This window comes from Lysinibacillus sp. NPDC093210 (genome assembly GCF_044753985.1).
Lineage (GTDB): Bacteria > Bacillota > Bacilli > Bacillales_A > Planococcaceae > Lysinibacillus.
Map to the genome: position 1 here is coordinate 209,843 of NZ_JBIVOE010000007.1, position 17,910 is coordinate 227,752.

A 17,910-nucleotide genomic window follows, 5' to 3' on the forward strand; every position below is an offset into this window, starting at 1 on the left:
CTTACAGATTGGTTTTTTATGTTAAAATATAATTGCGGAAGGAGTGTATGTATATGGAAATGAAGGTTTTATTGATAGAAGATGATCCATCAATTTTTGGAATGATTCAAGAGCGTTTTTCGCAATGGTCCTTACAAGTGGTAGGTCCGAATGATTTTCAAAAGGTGATGGATGATTTTATAGAAGAGAAGCCTCAACTAGTATTAATTGATATTCAATTACCAGCATATGATGGCTTTCATTGGTGCCGTGAAATACGACATATTTCGAAAGTACCCATTCTCTTTCTATCCTCACGCGATCATCCAATGGATATGGTGATGGCTATGCAAATGGGTGCCGATGATTTTATACAAAAGCCTTTTCATATGGAAGTGTTACTTGCGAAAGTACAAGCTATTTTACGTCGAACTTATGATTATGTTGAAGAAGCAATGGATGTTACCCGTTTTAATGGTGCTGTTCTCGATTATGCGCGTAGCGAGATTATGTTTAATGGGGAGCTTGTTTCCTTAACAAAAAACGAATTGTTTATTTTACGTATTTTGTTGGAAAAGGCTAATCAAATTGTTTCAAGAGAAGACTTAATGAGAAAATTATGGGACGACGAGCGTTTCGTCAATGACAATACATTATCTGTAAATGTTAATCGATTACGTACAAAGCTAGAGGATATTGGTTTACAGGAAGTCATTGTGACAAAAAAGGGACTTGGTTATATTGCCGTAACGCAGGTGACGTGAATGAGAATGGCATTATTGTTTTTAAGAGAACGGCTTGCGTGGATTGGTTTTTTTGTGTTTCTTCTTCTTATTCTTAACATATTATTTTCTTTAGATGTTGGTTTAGTAGCCATATCCATTTGGTACGTGAATATCATCATGGTCGTCACTTTTTCTATATTTTTAATATGGCGTTATGTAAGAGAAGTCGGCCAGCTGAAAGATTTCCTGGGAAATGTGGATAGTCGACTTGATGAGCCCCATACTCGAAGTTTAGCTTTATCACCATTTCAAGAGGCTTATTACAAAAAAATTGAAGATGTCTTCTATGATAAGGATGCCGAACTAAATAATGCTAAGGTGCAGCTGCAGGAATATTCAGATGACCTCCTTGCTTGGGTACATGAGGTGAAGGCACCGTTAACAACGATAAATTTGATGTTAGATCATGTCGAGGATTTATCTTTGCGTAGAAAATTAGAGACGGAGTGGTTAAGGCTCCATTTATTGGTTGATCAGCAGTTACATCAAACACGGCTAGCTTCTATAGAAAAAGATAATTATTTAACAGAAATTGAGCTACGGACAGTTGTCTATAAAGAAATCCGTGCAATGCAGGCTTGGTGTTTAGAAAAGGATATTGGTTTCGATGTAGGAGAATTAACGGAAGTAGTCATGACAGATAGCAAATGGATAGCATTCATTGTTAGACAATTGTTATCCAATGCCATAAAATATAGCCCTGTAAATACAGAGATTTTTATTTTTACAGAAATTGATTCAACTGGGGCAACTTTGCTACATATTAAGGATGCAGGTATAGGTATCCGTAAAGAGGACATGCCACGAATTTTTCAGAAATCGTATACAGGTACGGCAGGAAGAGAATCTGCACAATCAACTGGTATGGGTCTGTATTTAGCACAGAACATTGCTCAAAAAATTGGCGTGCGAATAAGCGTACAGTCAGTTGTAAGAGAAGGCTCGATATTTACACTGCGATTTCCATTACAAAATGAATATGTCAAACTAACAGGTAGATGACGAAATTGTCACCTACCTTTTTATATTGTCATGTAAAACGCACGAAAAGAATAAGCAGACGGGGTACACTTGTAGTATAGAAAGGGGAGTTAACTTGTGGCAGTTTTAATTGGACGTAAAGTAAAAAAAGTATATGGTAAAAAATCAACGGCGCAAGAGGTGCTGAAAGGTATAGATTTAGAAGTAAATGAAGGTGAATTTGTTGGCATTATGGGTCCATCAGGCTCAGGAAAGACGACACTATTAAATGTTTTGTGTTCGATAGACTTTGCAACGGAAGGTGTAATTGAAATAAATGGTCAAAGTTTACGCGGTATGAAGGAAAAGGCGTTAGCTAATTTTCGTCGCGAGCAGCTCGGGTTCATATTCCAAGACTATAATTTATTGGACACGTTAACGGTCAAAGAAAATATTTTATTGCCATTAGCTATTGGAAAGCTACCAAAAGCTGTTGCAGAAAGTCGAGTGAAAGAGCTGACATATCTACTCGGTATTGCAGATATTTTAAATAAATATCCGAATGAGATATCAGGTGGTCAGAAGCAACGTACATCTGCTGCTCGAGCTTTAATTACAAACCCATCGATGGTATTTGCAGATGAGCCTACCGGTGCACTCGATTCAAAATCAGCAACAGCATTGCTGAAAAACTTACAAGGCATTAATGAATCTAAAAAGGCGACGATTATGATGGTCACACATGATGCGGTGGCTGCAAGTTTCTGTACACGTGTTTTGTTTTTAAAAGATGGGCTCATTTACAGTGAGTTGTATAAAGGTGATAAGACTAGACAGGCGTTTTTCCAAGAAATCATGCATACGCAAAGTGTGCTAGGTGGTGACGGTTATGAGTCTTAGTAAGCTTGTATTCCGAAGCATGAAGAAAAATATGAAGCATTATTATTTATACTTTTTCGCACTTATTTTCAGTGTGACACTCTATTTTTCTTTTGTGACATTACAGCATAATGGTGAAGTTTTCAATACAGTCCAGAAGAGTGGCACAGCATCAGCAGGTTTTAAAGCTGCAACGTATATTTTGTACTTTATTATTTTATTTTTCGTCTTGTATGCTAACCATTTATTTATGAAGCGTCGCAGTAAAGAAATTGGCTTATATCAGCTAATTGGGATGACGAAGGGCCTGATTGTACGATTATTGGCGTTAGAAAGTATTTTATTATTTGTCGGAGCTGTCGTTGTAGGAATGCTAGTAGGTTTCTTTAGCTCTCGCTTAATCGCAATGATTTTATTGCGCCTACTTGAAAAAGAAACGCTTGTGACTATGACCTTTAGTACACAGGCATTACAGCAATCAATCTTCGTTTTCGCTATTTTATTAGTAGTTGTATTGATACAAATGACATGGATGATCCACCGTGTCTCGCTACTATCATTATTTAGTGCTGCTAAACAAGCGGATGAGCGGGTGAAACGATTCAATCCATTACAAATGGTTATCGGCTTCTTAGGGTTAGTGTTCATTGCATATGGCTACTATGCATCAACAAAGCTATTTGATATTAATACTGCAGGCAATCTATTTTTAAATATGATTATTATTTTGGCTACTACAATTGGTGGAACGTTCCTAGTTTTTCGTTTCTCCGTAGCATTTATAATGAATACCATCCGTTTAAAGAAAAATGGGCATTTGTCTGTCCATGATGTATTAGCATTAACACCCATTATGCATCGCATGAAAAGTAATGCTAAATCATTGACGCTTATTACCGTTTTAACAGGTGTATCTCTTGGGATTACAACACTATCATATATTTCGTATTATTCTTCAGAGGCATCAGCCTATAGCCAAGTACCTGGAGATTATATTTTGCATGAGGATCAAGGTCAGGCCTTTTTAAATAAGCTAGAGGAAAATAATATAGCTTATAACAAGGTTGAATATCGTTTACAAGGAGTTACAGCTTCAATAGCCCAATTAATGGCTGATGAACAACAAGATAGCCCTTTTTATAATATGAAGGGAACGATATACACGATTCCGCTTTCTGATTATCAACAAAAAACACCAAATACATCAATTTCGGGTAATGATGTGATTTTAACAAACTACGGAGGCTATATGGCCGAGATGTTTCCTTTAGAAAAAGATCGAGATTTAGTAGTGTCTGCAGGTGATCTTGAAGAAACATTGCATGTCAAAGCGATTCACGATGAAAGTATTATTGGTGGAACAATAACTGCTGGAGGCGGGGGACCGATTTTCGTAGTATCGGACTCACTGTTTGAAAAATTGTCTACTCAAGCAAAGCTTTTTCCATGGCATAAACAAACTTCTATTACATTACAGTCAAAAAAAGACTTAGCGCTAGCTGAGAGATTATATAAAGAAACGAGCGCAAATGTTATATCTATTGTAGACACTGATGGCAATACCCAAAATTATATTATCGATTCATTTGAAGCAGTACGTAAAAATAATATTGAATCCCTTGGGTTAACAATTTTTACAACAGCGTTTTTAGGTTTAGCATTTTTAATGACAACTGGTAGCATTCTGTACTTTAAACAAATGTCTGAAGCAGAAGAGGAACGAGGAGCGTATACGATTTTAAGAAAAATAGGCTTTTCAGAACGAGATATTATGAAGGGAATCTTTATGAAACAAGCGTTTAACTTTGGTGTTCCATTATTGATTGGACTCCTCCATAGTTATTTTGCGGTGAAATCAGGATGGTTTTTATTTGGTACAGAGTTAACAGCTCCATTATGGATTGCTATGAGCTGTTATATAGCGTTATATGCCATCTTTGCGGTACTTTCAGTTGGTTATTATAAAAAAGTCATCAGAGAGTCTCTATAGACTATTAAATAGGTAGAAACTCCAAAAAACAGTGTGATCTTATAGAGATCATGCTGTTTTTTTGTTAATGTGACGTGGCAGGATAGATTTCATACTTTTCGGGCTTTTTGTAATGAATAAAAACTGCTTGACTTTCGTTTGTCAGAATATTAAAGTTTAACATATTAACAATCTAGTGTGTGAAAGTGAAGTGTCTTTATGAATGCGGTAATTGTGGCAGTAGCTGTCATGTTAATATTAAGTTTGCTTCGGATTAATGTAGTTCTTTCGCTTGTTTTAGGAGCCTTTGCAGGAGGCTTAGCAAGTGGTATGGGTATTCAAGCAACGGTTGAGTCATTTACAGAAGGATTAGGTGCAGGTGCCACTATCGCGCTAAGCTATGGCTTACTTGGTGGATTTGCTATAGCCATCTCTAAGACGGGAATACCTGAGTTGATGATATCGGGTATTTTGAACTTGTTAAATAAAAATGGTTCTAGTAATAGGAAGGGCTTAGTGAAAGTATTAATTTTTCTTCTTATTTTTATGATGGCGATTTTCTCTCAAAATTTAATCCCGATTCATATTGCTTTTATCCCATTACTAATACCGCCTATTTTAAAGGTTTTAAATATGCTTGAAGTGGATCGTAGAATTATAGCAACTTTGATTGCGGTTGGTTTGATTGGTACGTATAGCTTTGTGCCTGCTGGCTTTGGAGCTATTTTTCAAGAGATTGTGTCAACACAAGTTACAAATGCTGGCATGGTTGCAAAAGCAAGTGATGTTCCAGCAGCAATGGCCATTCCTATCTTGGGCATGTTGGTTGGATTAGCTATAGCATTCTTTGTTTATCGCAAACCTCGCAAATATCAAGATAATGAAGTTGAAACAACATCTTTAAATGTGAAGGTAAGTAAATCGGTAATAATTTCAACTGTGATAGCGCTAATTGTTTCGCTATGGGCACAAATCAGTACGGATTCTATGATTGTCGGAGCTTTTGCAGGGATAATGATTATGTATTTCACAGGTGCTCTTAAATGGAAAGAGGCAGATGAGATTTTATCTGAGGGTATGAAAATGATGGCGTTCATTGGCTTTGTAATGATAGCAGCAAATGGATTTGCTTCAGTTATCAACGCAACGGGTGATGTAGATAGTTTAATTACAAGCTCTCTAGCTATCCTTCAGGGGAATAAAAGCTTAGCAGTATTTATCATGTTAGTTATCGGATTAATTGTGACAATGGGAATCGGCTCTTCATTCGCTACTGTGCCGATTATTGCAACATTATTTGTTCCTTTAGCTCAAGGACTAGGTATGAGCCCTTTAGCGATACTGTGTTTAATAGGTACAGCAGGCGCATTAGGAGACGCAGGTTCACCTGCATCAGATTCAACGCTAGGACCGACTGCCGGCTTAAATGTGGATGGACAGCATAATCATATTTGGGATACATGTGTACCGACGTTTATCTTTATAAACATACCACTTGTTATTTTTGGCTGGATCGCTTGTGTGTTCTTTCTATAACGTGTAAAAGCAGTCTCTAAACTTTAGAGACTGCTTTTATATTTTATAGTTGTGCATTAATTGTTCGAAATGTCCGAAAACGTTGATAGTATTAGGTTATGTGTTGCAAAATCATAAAAAATTATATATACTAGTAAACGGCTTAAATAAGCGAGAAATATTAGTAGTAAAGAAAATCTACAACATTTAAAAGAATTTAGCGAAAAGACTTGCTTATTCTTTTTTTATTGTATATAATGTTGAATGTTGGTCTTTGACTGCGATGAAACGAGAGGTTGCCGACACACCCGGCCGCTTTGCCATGGCGGTGTGTTGGAGAATTTTCGTGGAGAATGTCTAGAAAATAGGCGAGAAGGAGGGAAAATAATGGCAAAACAAAAGATTCGTATTCGTTTAAAAGCGTATGATCACCGTATTTTAGATCAGTCTGCTGAGAAAATTGTGGAGACTGCAAAACGTTCAGGTGCAAGTGTATCAGGTCCGATTCCACTTCCAACTGAGAAGTCTGTGTACACAATTCTACGTGCTGTTCACAAGTACAAAGATTCTCGTGAACAATTCGAGATGCGTACGCATAAACGTCTGATCGATATCGTTAACCCAACACCACAAACTGTTGATGCGTTAATGAAACTTGATTTACCATCTGGCGTTGATATCGAAATCAAACTTTAATGGTAAAAACAATATAACTTTTTAAAACTTACAGGAGGTGTGACAAATGGCTAAAGGAATCTTAGGTAGAAAAATTGGTATGACACAAGTTTTCGCTGAAAACGGCGATTTAATCCCGGTAACAGTTATCGAAGCTACTCCAAACGTAGTTCTTCAAAAGAAAACTGTTGATACTGACGGCTACGAAGCGATCCAAGTTGGTTTCGAAGATAAGCGCGTTAAGCTTTCTAACAAACCAGAACAAGGTCACGTAGCAAAAGCGAATACTGCTCCTAAGCGCTTCATTCGTGAATTCCGCAACGTGAACGTTGGAGAATACGAAGTTGGTCAAGAAGTCAAAGTAGAAATTTTCGCAGAAGGCGATGTAATTGATGTAACAGGAGTTACTAAAGGTAAAGGTTTCCAAGGTGTTATTAAACGCCACGGACAATCTCGTGGTCCAATGGCCCACGGTTCTCGTTACCACCGTCGTCCTGGTTCAATGGGTCCAGTTGCTCCGAACCGCGTATTTAAACAAAAGAAATTACCTGGTCAAATGGGTGGCACAGTAGTTACAATCCAAAACTTAGAAATCGTTAAAGTTGATGCGGAACGTAACCTACTACTTGTTAAAGGTAATGTTCCTGGTTCTAAAAAAGCTCTAGTTACAGTTAAAACTGCAATTAAAGCTAACTAATCACTTCAAGAAAGGAGGAAACAGGAATGACAAAAGTATCTGTACTTAGTCAAACAGGTGCTTCAGTTGGTGAAATCGAGTTAAACGAAGCGATCTTCGGAATCGAGCCAAATGAAGCAGTATTATTCGACGCAGTAGTTGCACAACGCGCTTCTCTACGTCAAGGTAATCATAAGGTTAAAAACCGTTCTGAAGTTGCTGGTGGTGGTCGTAAACCATGGCGTCAAAAAGGAACTGGTCGTGCTCGTCAAGGTTCTATCCGTTCTCCACAATGGCGCGGCGGTGGTGTGGTATTTGGTCCAACTCCACGTAGCTACTCTTATAAATTACCTAAAAAAGTTCGCCGTTTAGCTCTTAAATCAGCTTTATCAGCTAAAGTTGTAGAACAAAACTTCTTAGTTCTTGATGCTCTTACACTAGCAGCACCAAAAACAAAAGAATTCACAAAAATTCTTAAAGATCTTTCTTTAGAGAAAAAATCTTTATTCGTAACTGCTGACCTTGATGAAAACGTAGCATTATCTGCTCGTAACATCCCTGGTGTAACAGTTTTAACTGCAAACGGAATCAACGTTCTTGATCTATTAGGTCACGAAAAAGTTGTATTCACTAAATCTGCAGTAGAAAAAGTTGAGGAGGTGCTTGGATAATGGAAGCACGTGATATTTTAAAACGTCCGGTCATTACTGAGCGTTCTTCAGAACTTATGGCAGAGAAAAAGTATACTTTCGAAGTAGACACTCGCGCTAACAAAACTCAAGTAAAAGACGCTGTAGAAGAAATCTTTGGCGTAAACGTTGAGAAAGTAAACGTTCTTAACTACAAAGGTAAATTCAAACGCGTTGGCCGTTACGGTGGTTATACTAACAAACGTCGTAAAGCGATTGTTAAACTAACTGCGGACAGCAAAGACATCGAATTATTCGAAATGTAATCCTTTAGGGATTTATGATTTGAACAATCAAGAAGGAGGGAAACACAATGGCGATTAAAAAGTATAAACCTACCTCTAATGGTCGTCGTAATATGACGTCTTTAGACTTTGCGGAAATTACAACTAACAAGCCTGAGAAATCATTGCTTGAACCAACTAAACGCAAAGCTGGTCGTAACAACCAAGGTAAAATCACTGTTCGTCATCATGGTGGTGGTCATAAGAAGCAATATCGTGTCATCGATTTCAAGCGTATTAAAGATGGCATTCCAGCGAAAGTTGCTACTATCGAATATGATCCAAACCGTTCTGCGAATATCGCATTAATCAATTACGCTGATGGAGCAAAAGCTTACATCTTAGCACCAAAAGGTCTAGAGGTTGGTCAAACAATCGTATCTGGTCCAGATGCTGATATTAAAGTAGGTAACGCATTACCATTAGCAAACATTCCAATGGGTACAACAATCCATAACATCGAGTTAAAACCTGGTAAAGGTGGACAATTAGTACGTTCTGCTGGTACTTCTGCGCAAGTACTTGGTCGTGAAGACAAATACGTAATCGTGCGTCTACAATCTGGTGAAGTACGTTTAGTTCTTGCTACTTGCCGCGCTACAATCGGTCAAGTTGGTAACGAACAACATGAACTTGTACACATCGGTAAAGCAGGTCGTAGCCGTTGGTTAGGTAAACGCCCAACTGTTCGTGGTTCTGTAATGAACCCTAACGATCACCCACACGGTGGTGGTGAAGGACGTTCTCCAATCGGACGTAAATCACCGATGACTCCTTGGGGTAAACCAGCACTTGGTTACAAAACTCGTAATAAGAAAAACAAATCGGATAAATTCATCATCCGTAGTCGTAAAAAATAAAGTGGTTAAACTACGGTTCTATGTGAGAGCCGTGGTGGAATCACAGAGGGAGGTTCCTACATGGGTCGCAGTTTGAAAAAAGGACCTTTTGTTGACGACCACTTAATGAAAAAAGTGGAAGCACAAGAGGCTTCTGAGAAGAAACAAGTTATTAAAACTTGGTCTCGCCGTTCTACAATCTTCCCGAACTTCATCGGATTAACAATTGCTGTATATGATGGACGTAAACATGTTCCTGTATACGTAACAGAAGATATGGTAGGCCACAAACTTGGTGAATTCGCGCCGACACGTACTTATAAAGGTCACGGTGCAGACGACAAGAAAACAAGACGCTAATTTTGAGAGGAGGTAATTCCTAATGACACAAGCTAAAGCTATCGCTCGCACAGTACGTATCGCTCCTCGTAAAGTCCGTCTAGTTGTAGACTTAATCCGAGGTAAGCAAGTAGGTGAGGCAGTTGCAATTTTACGTCATACTCCAAAAGCGGCGTCTCCAGTCGTTGAGAAAGTATTAAAATCTGCAGTTGCTAATGCTGAGCACAACTACGATCTAGATATCAACTCTTTAGTAGTTTCTGAAGTATTCGTTGATGAAGGTCCAACATTAAAACGTTTCCGTCCACGTGCACAAGGACGTGCAAGCGCAATTAACAAACGCACAAGCCACATCACTTTAGTGGTATCTGAGAAGAAGGAGGGTTAATCCGTGGGTCAAAAAGTACATCCAATAGGACTGCGCGTTGGTATTATTCGTGACTGGGAGTCAAAATGGTACGCTGAAAAAGACTATGCAACTCTACTTCACGAAGACATCAAAGTGCGTAAATATATTGAAACGGCTCTTAAAGACGCTTCTGTTTCTAAAGTTGAAATCGAACGTGCTGCAAACCGTGTAAACATTACAATTCACACTGCTAAACCAGGGATGGTAATCGGTAAAGGTGGTACTGAAGTTGAAAACCTTCGTAAATACCTTGGCGAACTAACTGGTAAACGTGTACACATCAACATTATCGAAATTAAACGTGCTGATCTTGACGCTCGTCTAGTAGCTGAAAATATCGCTCGTCAATTAGAAAACCGTGTTTCATTCCGTCGTGCGCAAAAGCAAGCGATCCAACGCACAATCCGTGCAGGAGCAAAAGGAATTAAAACACAAGTATCTGGTCGTTTAGGTGGCGCTGATATCGCGCGTGCTGAACACTATAGTGAAGGAACTGTTCCACTTCATACTCTACGTGCTGACATCGACTATGCACACGCAGAAGCTGACACTACTTACGGTAAATTAGGCGTTAAAGTATGGATCTACCGTGGTGAAGTTCTTCCTACGAAGAAATCTGTGGAAGGAGGCAAATAATATGTTATTGCCTAAACGCGTAAAATACCGTCGTGAACACCGCGGAAACATGCGTGGCGAAGCGAAAGGCGGCAAAGAAGTATCTTTCGGCGAATGGGGCTTACAAGCTCAAACTGCTAGCTGGATTACTAACCGTCAAATCGAATCTGCACGTATCGCGATGACTCGTTACATGAAACGTGGCGGTAAAGTTTGGATTAAAATCTTCCCGCACAAACCTTACACGAAAAAACCTCTAGAAGTCCGCATGGGTTCTGGTAAAGGTTCTCCTGAAGGTTGGGTAGCAGTTGTTAAACCAGGAAAAGTAATGTTCGAAATTGCTGGTGTATCTGAAGAGATTGCACGTGAAGCACTTCGTTTAGCATCACATAAGCTTCCTGTTAAATGTAAGATCGTAAAACGTCAAGAAACTGGTGGTGAATCTAATGAAAGCTAATGAAATCCGTGACCTTGCCACTTCTGAAATTGAATTAAAAGTGAAATCACTGAAAGAAGAGCTTTTCAACCTTCGCTTCCAATTGGCGACTGGTCAATTAGAAAACACAGCTCGTATTCGTGAAGTGCGTAAAGCAATCGCGCGTATGAAAACTGTTATTCGTGAAAGAGAAATCAGTGCAAATAACTGATAAAGGAGGTTTTCAAGTATGACTGAGCGTAATCAACGCAAAGTTTACACGGGCCGCGTCGTTTCAGATAAAATGGACAAAACAATTTCTGTTTTAGTTGAAACTCACAAAAAGCATAAGCTTTATGGTAAACGTGTAAAGTACTCTAAAAAGTTTAAAGCTCATGATGAGCAAAACCAAGCGAAAATCGGTGATATCGTACGTATCATGGAGACTCGCCCGCTATCAGCTACTAAACGTTTCCGTCTAGTTGAAGTTGTAGAAAAAGCGGTTATTATTTAATAACTATTTCGGAACAACCAATTTCCGAAGGGAGGTAACCCAAGTGATCCAACAAGAAAGTCGTATGAAAGTTGCTGACAACTCAGGTGCACGTGAAGTTCTTACAATTAAAGTGCTTGGTGGCTCTGGCCGTAAAACTGCTAACATCGGTGATATCGTTGTTTGTACAGTTAAGAAAGCAACACCAGGTGGCGTTGTCAAGAAGGGTGACGTTGTTAAAGCCGTTATCGTTCGTACTAAATCAGGCGTTCGCCGTAAAGACGGTACTTACATCAAATTTGATGAAAATGCTTGTGTAATTATTCGTGATGATAAATCACCACGCGGAACTCGTATTTTCGGACCTGTTGCACGTGAATTACGTGACAGCAACTTCATGAAAATCGTTTCTCTAGCTCCAGAAGTTCTTTAATTTCATGACAGTGCCAATCAAGGAGGTGCGACAGCATGCATGTAAAAAAAGGTGACAAGGTTAAGGTTATCACTGGTAAGGACAAAGGCAAAGAAGGAGTAATCCTAGCTTCTTTCCCTAAACAAGATCGCGTTCTTGTTGAAGGTGTAAACATCGTGAAAAAACACGTTAAACCTAACCAATTGAATCCACAAGGTGGGATTGTAAGCCAAGAGGCTGCAATTCACGTTTCGAACGTAATGCTAATCGATCCTAAATCTGGCGAGCCGACTCGTGTAGGTTATAAAATCGAAAACGGTAAAAAAGTTCGTGTTGCAAAAAAATCAGGTGCAGTAATCGACTAATTAGTAAATAAAAGAAGGGAGGTACACACATGAGCCGCCTAAAAGAAAAATATTTAAATGAAGTTTCTCCTGCTCTAATGAGCAAATTTGGATATAAATCAGTAATGCAACTTCCAAAAGTTGATAAAATCGTTATCAACATGGGTGTTGGCGACGCAGTTCAAAACTCTAAAGCGCTAGATGCAGCTGTAGAAGAATTGACAATTATCACTGGTCAAAAACCAGTAGTAACTAAAGCTAAAAAATCGATCGCAGGTTTCCGTCTACGTGAAGGTATGCCTATCGGTGCTAAAGTTACATTACGCGGTGAGCGTATGTATGAATTCTTGGATAAATTAATCGCAATCGCATTACCTCGTGTACGTGACTTCCGTGGTGTTTCTAAAAAAGCATTCGATGGTCGCGGTAACTACACTCTAGGTGTTAAAGAGCAATTAATTTTCCCAGAAATCGATTACGATAAAGTTTCAAAAGTACGCGGTATGGACATCGTGATCGTAACGACAGCGAACTCTGACGAAGAAGCTCGCGAGTTATTGACACAATTCGGTATGCCGTTCCAAAAGTAATTTAAACAAGGAGGGCGAAAACGTGGCTAAAAAATCTATGATCGTTAAACAACAACGTAAGCAAAAGTTTAAAGTGCAAGAATATACACGTTGTGAACGCTGTGGTCGTCCACACTCAGTATATCGCAAATTCAAACTTTGCCGTATTTGTTTCCGAGAACTTGCATATAAGGGACAAATTCCTGGCGTGAAAAAAGCCAGCTGGTAATCCCCTAATTTGGGAAGGAGGTAAATGTAATGACAATGACTGATCCGATTGCAGATATGCTAACTCGCATTCGTAATGCGAACATGGTTCGTCACGAGAAGTTAGAAGTACCAGCTTCCAACGTGAAAAAAGAAATCGCTGAAATTTTAAAGCGTGAAGGTTTCGTACGTGACGTAGAATACGTGGAAGACAACAAACAAGGTATCATCCGTATCTTCTTAAAATACGGTAAAGAAAACGAACGCGTTATCACTGGCCTAAAACGTATTTCTAAACCTGGTCTACGTGTATATGCTAAAACAAATGAAGTTCCTAAAGTACTGAACGGTCTTGGTATCGCTTTAGTGTCAACTTCACAAGGTTTATTAACAGATAAAGAAGCTCGCGCTAAACAAGTTGGCGGCGAAGTTCTAGCATACGTTTGGTAATTAGCAATAAATGAATGGAGGTGCAACTAAATGTCTCGTGTAGGTAAAAAAATTATCGAGGTACCAGCTAACGTAACTATTACTGTCGAAGCTGACAACACTGTTACTGTTAAAGGTCCTAAAGGCGAACTTGTTCGTTCTTTCCACCAAGATATGAAAATTGAGCAAGAAGGTAATGTGATCTCTGTATCTCGTCCTTCTGATTCAAAAGAACACCGCACAAACCACGGTACAACTCGTGCGCTATTAGCGAACATGGTTACTGGTGTTTCTGTAGGTTTCGAAAAATCATTAGAACTTATCGGTGTCGGTTACCGTGCGCAATTACAAGGTAAAAAGCTTGTACTTAACGTAGGTTACTCTCACCCAGTTGAGTTCACACCAGAAGATGGTCTTGAAGTAGAAGTTCCTTCTAACACAAAAATCATCGTTAAAGGTATCAGCAAAGAACGCGTTGGCGCTCTTGCATCTAATATCCGTGACGTTCGTCCACCAGAGCCGTATAAAGGTAAAGGTATCCGTTACGAAGGCGAATACGTTCGTCGTAAAGAAGGTAAAACAGGTAAATAATGCTGCTTAAGCATTAGAAAGGAGTGACCCTTGTGATTACGAAACAGGATAAAAATCAAGTTCGTAAAAAACGTCATGCGCGAGTACGTTCTAAAATTACGGGTACTGCTGAGCGTCCACGCTTAAACGTATTCCGTTCTAACAAGAACATCTACGCTCAACTTATCGATGACGTAGCAGGCGTAACACTTGTTAGCGCATCTTCTCAAGAGAATGGTTTTGAAGGTGCTGGTAACAACGTAGAAGCTGCATCAAAAATCGGTGAAACAATCGCGAAACGCGCTACGGAAAAAAATATTACTGCTATAGTATTTGACCGTGGTGGTTACTTATATCATGGACGTGTTAAAGCTTTAGCTGAAGCTGCACGTGAGAACGGTTTAGAATTTTAATAAGAAGGAGGGACACATTTCATGAGTCGAATTGACGCAAACAAACTTGGAGAACTTGAAGAACGCGTAGTTACTATTAACCGTGTTGCTAAAGTTGTTAAAGGTGGACGTCGCTTCCGCTTCACAGCATTAGTTGTAGTTGGCGATAGAAACGGACATGTTGGTTTCGGTACTGGTAAAGCTCAAGAGGTGCCAGATGCTATCCGTAAAGCTGTTGAAGATGCGAAGAAAAACTTAATCGAAGTGCCACGTGTAGGTGGAACAACTCCACACTTAGTGCTTGGTCGCTTCGGTGCAGGAGAAATCCTAATCAAACCTGCTGCTCCTGGTACAGGGGTTATCGCTGGTGGTCCAGTACGTGCCGTACTAGAACTTGCTGGTATTACTGATATTCTTTCAAAATCACTTGGATCTAACACACCAATTAACATGGTGCGTGCTACTGTTCAAGGTTTAACTGAATTAAAACGCGTAGAGGACGTTGCAAAATTACGTGGCAAATCAGTGGAAGAAATATTAGGATAAGGGGGGAATAATAATGGCTAACAAATTAGAAATCACCCTTACAAAATCTGTGATCGGTTCTAAACCGGCACAACGTAAAACTATTGAAGCTCTTGGTTTACGTAAATTAAATCAAACTGTTGAGAAAGCTGATAATGCAGCTACTCGCGGTATGCTTGATAAAGTAGCTCACTTAGTTACTGTAAAAGAAAATTAATTTTTAATTAATGAACAAGGAGGTGCCACCCACTATGAAACTGCATGAGTTAAAACCAGCAGAAGGTTCTCGTAAGCAACGCAATCGCGTTGGTCGTGGTATCGGTTCTGGTAACGGTAAAACTGCGGGTAGAGGACATAAAGGTCAAAACTCTCGATCTGGCGGCGGTGTACGCCCAGGCTTTGAGGGCGGACAAAACCCGTTATTCCGTCGTTTACCAAAACGTGGCTTTACGAACATTAACCGTAAAGAATACGCTATCGTTAACCTTGACACATTAAACCGTTTCGAAGACGGTGCAGAAGTAACAACTGCATTATTACTTGAAACTGGTCTTGTGAGCAATGAAAAAGCTGGAATTAAAGTTCTTGGAAACGGAACACTTAACAAAAAGCTTACAGTTAAAGCTCATAAATTCTCAGCTTCAGCGAAAGAAGCAATCGAGAATGCCGGCGGAACTACTGAGGTGATTTAATGTTTCAGACAATCTCTAACTTTATGCGTGTTCGAGATATAAGAAATAAAATCATTTTCACTCTTTTAATGTTAATCGTTTTCCGTATTGGTACATTCATACCAGTACCGAACGTTGACGCAAATGTATTAAAGGCAACTGATGAGTTTAACCTCGTTGGTTTCCTCAATACTTTTGGCGGTGGTGCTTTGAAAAACTTCTCTATCTTCGCGATGGGAATTATGCCATACATCACAGCCTCAATTATTGTTCAGTTATTGCAAATGGACGTAGTACCGAAGTTTGCTGAGTGGGCAAAGCAAGGGGAAGTCGGAAGACGTAAACTTGCACAATTTACTCGCTACTTTACAATTATTCTTGCCTTTATCCAATCATTCGCGATGTCATTTGGTTTCAACAAAATGTATGGTGGATCTTTGATTAAAGAAGAGGGAATTCTAACTTATGTTACAATTTCAATTGTATTGACAGCTGGTACAGCTTTCCTTGTATGGCTTGCTGAGCAAATTACTGCACATGGTGTTGGTAATGGTATTTCTGTTGTAATTTTCGCAGGTATCGTTGCAGCATTACCTACAGGAATAAACCAAATTTATGCACAACAAATAGAGGGTGCTGGTGATAAACTGTTTATTAACATTATCATCCTTGCATTACTTGCTTTGATTTTACTTGCAATTGTCGTTGGTGTAATTTACGTGCAACAAGCACTTCGTAAAATCCCAATTCAATATGCAAAACGAGTTACTGGACGCAACCAACAAACAGGTGGTCAACAAACGCACTTACCGTTAAAAGTAAATGCTGCAGGGGTTATTCCGGTAATCTTCTCAGTAGCGTTCCTTGTAACGCCTCGTACGTTAGCAGCGTTCTTTGGTCAAAATGATGTAACAACATTCATTGAAAACACTTTCGATTATCAGAAACCTGTTGGAATGTTGATTTACGTCGCATTGATCGTCGCGTTCACATATTTCTATGCATTCGTACAAGTGAATCCAGAAAATGTGGCAGACAACTTGAAAAAACAAGGTGCTTACATTCCAGGTATTCGCCCGGGTGAAAACACTCAAACGTATTTAACAAGCGTGTTATATCGTCTGACTTTTGTTGGCGCGATATTCTTAACTGTAATTGCTGTAATGCCGATTATATTCATCAACCTTATGAATCTACCTGCTTCAGTGCAAATCGGTGGTACTAGTATAATTATCGTAGTCGGCGTAGCGCTAGAAACGATGAAACAGCTAGAATCCCAACTTGTTAAACGTCACTACAAAGGCTTTATGAAATAATGTTGATTTTTAGGGAACGTTCTTCGTTTCCTGAAATCAGCAAACCTTTTGTGGGAGGACTATTTCCGATGAATATCGTTTTAATGGGTCTGCCAGGTGCTGGTAAAGGTACACAGGCAGATAAAATTGTTGAGAAGTATGCAATTCCTCATATTTCTACAGGAGATATGTTCCGTGCCGCTATTAAAGATGGTACAGAACTAGGCTTACAGGCTAAATCGTTTATGGATCAAGGTGCACTAGTACCTGATGAAGTAACGATTGGTATTGTTCGTGAGCGACTTGCTAAACCTGATTGTGAAAAGGGCTTCTTATTAGATGGATTCCCACGTACTGTTCCACAAGCTGAAGCTTTAGATAGCATTTTAGCTGATCTTGGTAAAGCTATTGAGCATACGTTAAACATTCAAGTTGAAAAAGATGAGCTCATTGCTCGTTTATCAGGTCGTCGTATTTGTAAAACTTGTGGTACATCTTATCATTTAATTTTCAATCCACCAGCTGTGGAAGGTAAATGTGATAAAGACGGCGGCGAACTTTACACACGTGCGGATGATAATCCTGAAACGGTTGCAAACCGTCTGGAAGTAAATATGAATCAAGCACAACCTTTACTTAACTTCTATGAAGCTAAAGGTGTGTTAACAAATATTGATGGACAGCAAGATATTAATAAAGTGTTTGCTGATCTTGATGCTCTTTTACAGAGCAGCCGCAGCTGATACCCGGCTCCGGGCGCAGAATACTGCTTCCGCGGGAGGCATGCGGGAGCAACACCGAAACATAATTTTTTTGAGAGTTGCAAAAGCATATTGTGCCCGGTATATATTTCTTTTAAAAAGTGCAACATTACTTTTGAGAGAGTATAATGGGTTTCGTGGAAGCATCTGTGTAACGGGTATGAATATCTCATCAAAGACATTCCGGTATTCGTGTAAACATGGGAGATTCAGT

28 protein-coding genes are annotated in these 17,910 nt (G+C 39.2%); all 28 read left to right on the top strand.

From position 1 onward, the window contains the following. Positions 1-59 precede the first annotated feature (59 nt). The 28 genes from ACIP9C_RS17090 to ACIP9C_RS17225 all read left to right on the top strand — a co-directional run bounded on the left by ACIP9C_RS17090 (position 60) and on the right by ACIP9C_RS17225 (position 17,678). Positions 60-743: a response regulator gene (locus tag ACIP9C_RS17090; protein WP_401012576.1), complete on the top strand. Its 684-nt coding sequence runs from the start codon at positions 60-62 to the stop codon at positions 741-743. Then, complete coding sequence (locus ACIP9C_RS17095; protein ID WP_401012526.1) at positions 744-1,766, top strand: sensor histidine kinase; 1,023 nt, start codon at positions 744-746, stop codon at positions 1,764-1,766. It abuts the gene before it with no gap. A 96-nt stretch (positions 1,767-1,862) separates the two neighbouring features. Then, entirely contained in the window at positions 1,863-2,624 is a 762-nt protein-coding gene (locus ACIP9C_RS17100) for an ABC transporter ATP-binding protein (RefSeq protein ID WP_401012528.1), read from the top strand. Continuing rightward, positions 2,614-4,593: an FtsX-like permease family protein gene (locus ACIP9C_RS17105; RefSeq protein WP_401012530.1), complete on the top strand. Its 1,980-nt coding sequence runs from the start codon at positions 2,614-2,616 to the stop codon at positions 4,591-4,593. Before ACIP9C_RS17100 ends, ACIP9C_RS17105 begins: the two co-directional genes overlap by 11 nt. Positions 4,594-4,791: 198 nt before the next feature. Then, positions 4,792-6,108: a Na+/H+ antiporter family protein gene (locus tag ACIP9C_RS17110; protein WP_401012532.1), complete on the top strand. Its 1,317-nt coding sequence runs from the start codon at positions 4,792-4,794 to the stop codon at positions 6,106-6,108. Positions 6,109-6,474: 366 nt separating this feature from the next. Further along, entirely contained in the window at positions 6,475-6,783 is a 309-nt protein-coding gene (gene rpsJ / locus ACIP9C_RS17115) for a 30S ribosomal protein S10 (RefSeq protein WP_004233624.1), read from the top strand. Between the two features lie 46 nt (positions 6,784-6,829). After that, positions 6,830-7,459 (top strand): 50S ribosomal protein L3, encoded by a 630-nt coding sequence (gene rplC / locus ACIP9C_RS17120; RefSeq protein WP_368637315.1) that lies wholly within the window; start codon positions 6,830-6,832, stop codon positions 7,457-7,459. Between the two features lie 26 nt (positions 7,460-7,485). Further along, positions 7,486-8,109 (top strand): 50S ribosomal protein L4, encoded by a 624-nt coding sequence (gene rplD, locus ACIP9C_RS17125; protein ID WP_340821763.1) that lies wholly within the window; start codon positions 7,486-7,488, stop codon positions 8,107-8,109. Then, entirely contained in the window at positions 8,109-8,393 is a 285-nt protein-coding gene (gene rplW, locus ACIP9C_RS17130) for a 50S ribosomal protein L23 (RefSeq protein ID WP_036205532.1), read from the top strand. The genes rplD and rplW overlap by 1 nt, the downstream gene beginning before the upstream one ends. A gap of 47 nt (positions 8,394-8,440) precedes the next feature. Then, complete coding sequence (gene rplB / locus ACIP9C_RS17135) at positions 8,441-9,271, top strand: 50S ribosomal protein L2 (protein ID WP_340821765.1); 831 nt, start codon at positions 8,441-8,443, stop codon at positions 9,269-9,271. Between the two features lie 60 nt (positions 9,272-9,331). After that, positions 9,332-9,610, top strand: a complete 279-nt coding sequence (gene rpsS / locus ACIP9C_RS17140) for a 30S ribosomal protein S19 (protein WP_004233637.1) — start codon at positions 9,332-9,334, stop codon at positions 9,608-9,610. Positions 9,611-9,632: 22 nt separating this feature from the next. After that, on the top strand, positions 9,633-9,977 hold the full coding sequence (gene rplV / locus ACIP9C_RS17145) for a 50S ribosomal protein L22 (protein ID WP_004233639.1): 345 nt from the start codon (positions 9,633-9,635) through the stop codon (positions 9,975-9,977). A gap of 3 nt (positions 9,978-9,980) precedes the next feature. Beyond that, on the top strand, positions 9,981-10,634 hold the full coding sequence (rpsC, locus tag ACIP9C_RS17150; protein ID WP_340821766.1) for a 30S ribosomal protein S3: 654 nt from the start codon (positions 9,981-9,983) through the stop codon (positions 10,632-10,634). 1 nt (position 10,635) lies between these two features. After that, positions 10,636-11,070 (top strand): 50S ribosomal protein L16, encoded by a 435-nt coding sequence (gene rplP / locus ACIP9C_RS17155; RefSeq protein ID WP_010860599.1) that lies wholly within the window; start codon positions 10,636-10,638, stop codon positions 11,068-11,070. Further along, positions 11,060-11,260, top strand: a complete 201-nt coding sequence (gene rpmC, locus ACIP9C_RS17160) for a 50S ribosomal protein L29 (protein WP_004233646.1) — start codon at positions 11,060-11,062, stop codon at positions 11,258-11,260. Before rplP ends, rpmC begins: the two co-directional genes overlap by 11 nt. An 18-nt stretch (positions 11,261-11,278) precedes the next feature. Beyond that, positions 11,279-11,542, top strand: coding sequence for a 30S ribosomal protein S17 (gene rpsQ, locus ACIP9C_RS17165; RefSeq protein ID WP_024364366.1), 264 nt, complete (start codon positions 11,279-11,281; stop codon positions 11,540-11,542). Positions 11,543-11,585: 43 nt separating this feature from the next. Then, on the top strand, positions 11,586-11,954 hold the full coding sequence (rplN, locus tag ACIP9C_RS17170; RefSeq protein WP_004233650.1) for a 50S ribosomal protein L14: 369 nt from the start codon (positions 11,586-11,588) through the stop codon (positions 11,952-11,954). 35 nt (positions 11,955-11,989) lie between these two features. Next, positions 11,990-12,298, top strand: coding sequence for a 50S ribosomal protein L24 (gene rplX / locus ACIP9C_RS17175; protein WP_107925086.1), 309 nt, complete (start codon positions 11,990-11,992; stop codon positions 12,296-12,298). Positions 12,299-12,327: 29 nt separating this feature from the next. Beyond that, on the top strand, positions 12,328-12,867 hold the full coding sequence (gene rplE / locus ACIP9C_RS17180) for a 50S ribosomal protein L5 (RefSeq protein WP_024364365.1): 540 nt from the start codon (positions 12,328-12,330) through the stop codon (positions 12,865-12,867). Between the two features lie 22 nt (positions 12,868-12,889). Beyond that, the gene (locus ACIP9C_RS17185) at positions 12,890-13,075 is read left to right on the top strand and encodes a type Z 30S ribosomal protein S14 (protein ID WP_004233656.1); all 186 of its coding nucleotides are present in this window, start codon (positions 12,890-12,892) and stop codon (positions 13,073-13,075) included. Between the two features lie 29 nt (positions 13,076-13,104). Beyond that, positions 13,105-13,503 (top strand): 30S ribosomal protein S8, encoded by a 399-nt coding sequence (rpsH, locus tag ACIP9C_RS17190; protein ID WP_401012537.1) that lies wholly within the window; start codon positions 13,105-13,107, stop codon positions 13,501-13,503. A 30-nt stretch (positions 13,504-13,533) separates the two neighbouring features. Beyond that, positions 13,534-14,073, top strand: coding sequence for a 50S ribosomal protein L6 (gene rplF, locus ACIP9C_RS17195; RefSeq protein ID WP_401012538.1), 540 nt, complete (start codon positions 13,534-13,536; stop codon positions 14,071-14,073). A 32-nt stretch (positions 14,074-14,105) separates the two neighbouring features. Continuing rightward, on the top strand, positions 14,106-14,465 hold the full coding sequence (gene rplR / locus ACIP9C_RS17200; RefSeq protein WP_401012540.1) for a 50S ribosomal protein L18: 360 nt from the start codon (positions 14,106-14,108) through the stop codon (positions 14,463-14,465). A gap of 21 nt (positions 14,466-14,486) precedes the next feature. Next, positions 14,487-14,990 (top strand): 30S ribosomal protein S5, encoded by a 504-nt coding sequence (rpsE, locus tag ACIP9C_RS17205; protein WP_024364362.1) that lies wholly within the window; start codon positions 14,487-14,489, stop codon positions 14,988-14,990. A 13-nt stretch (positions 14,991-15,003) separates the two neighbouring features. Further along, positions 15,004-15,186, top strand: coding sequence for a 50S ribosomal protein L30 (gene rpmD / locus ACIP9C_RS17210; protein WP_024364361.1), 183 nt, complete (start codon positions 15,004-15,006; stop codon positions 15,184-15,186). A 34-nt stretch (positions 15,187-15,220) separates the two neighbouring features. Further along, the gene (gene rplO, locus ACIP9C_RS17215; RefSeq protein ID WP_173479258.1) at positions 15,221-15,661 is read left to right on the top strand and encodes a 50S ribosomal protein L15; all 441 of its coding nucleotides are present in this window, start codon (positions 15,221-15,223) and stop codon (positions 15,659-15,661) included. Then, on the top strand, positions 15,661-16,956 hold the full coding sequence (gene secY, locus ACIP9C_RS17220) for a preprotein translocase subunit SecY (protein WP_173479259.1): 1,296 nt from the start codon (positions 15,661-15,663) through the stop codon (positions 16,954-16,956). Before rplO ends, secY begins: the two co-directional genes overlap by 1 nt. A gap of 68 nt (positions 16,957-17,024) precedes the next feature. Further along, on the top strand, positions 17,025-17,678 hold the full coding sequence (locus ACIP9C_RS17225; RefSeq protein ID WP_340821776.1) for an adenylate kinase: 654 nt from the start codon (positions 17,025-17,027) through the stop codon (positions 17,676-17,678). The last annotated feature ends 232 nt before the right edge of the window (positions 17,679-17,910 follow it).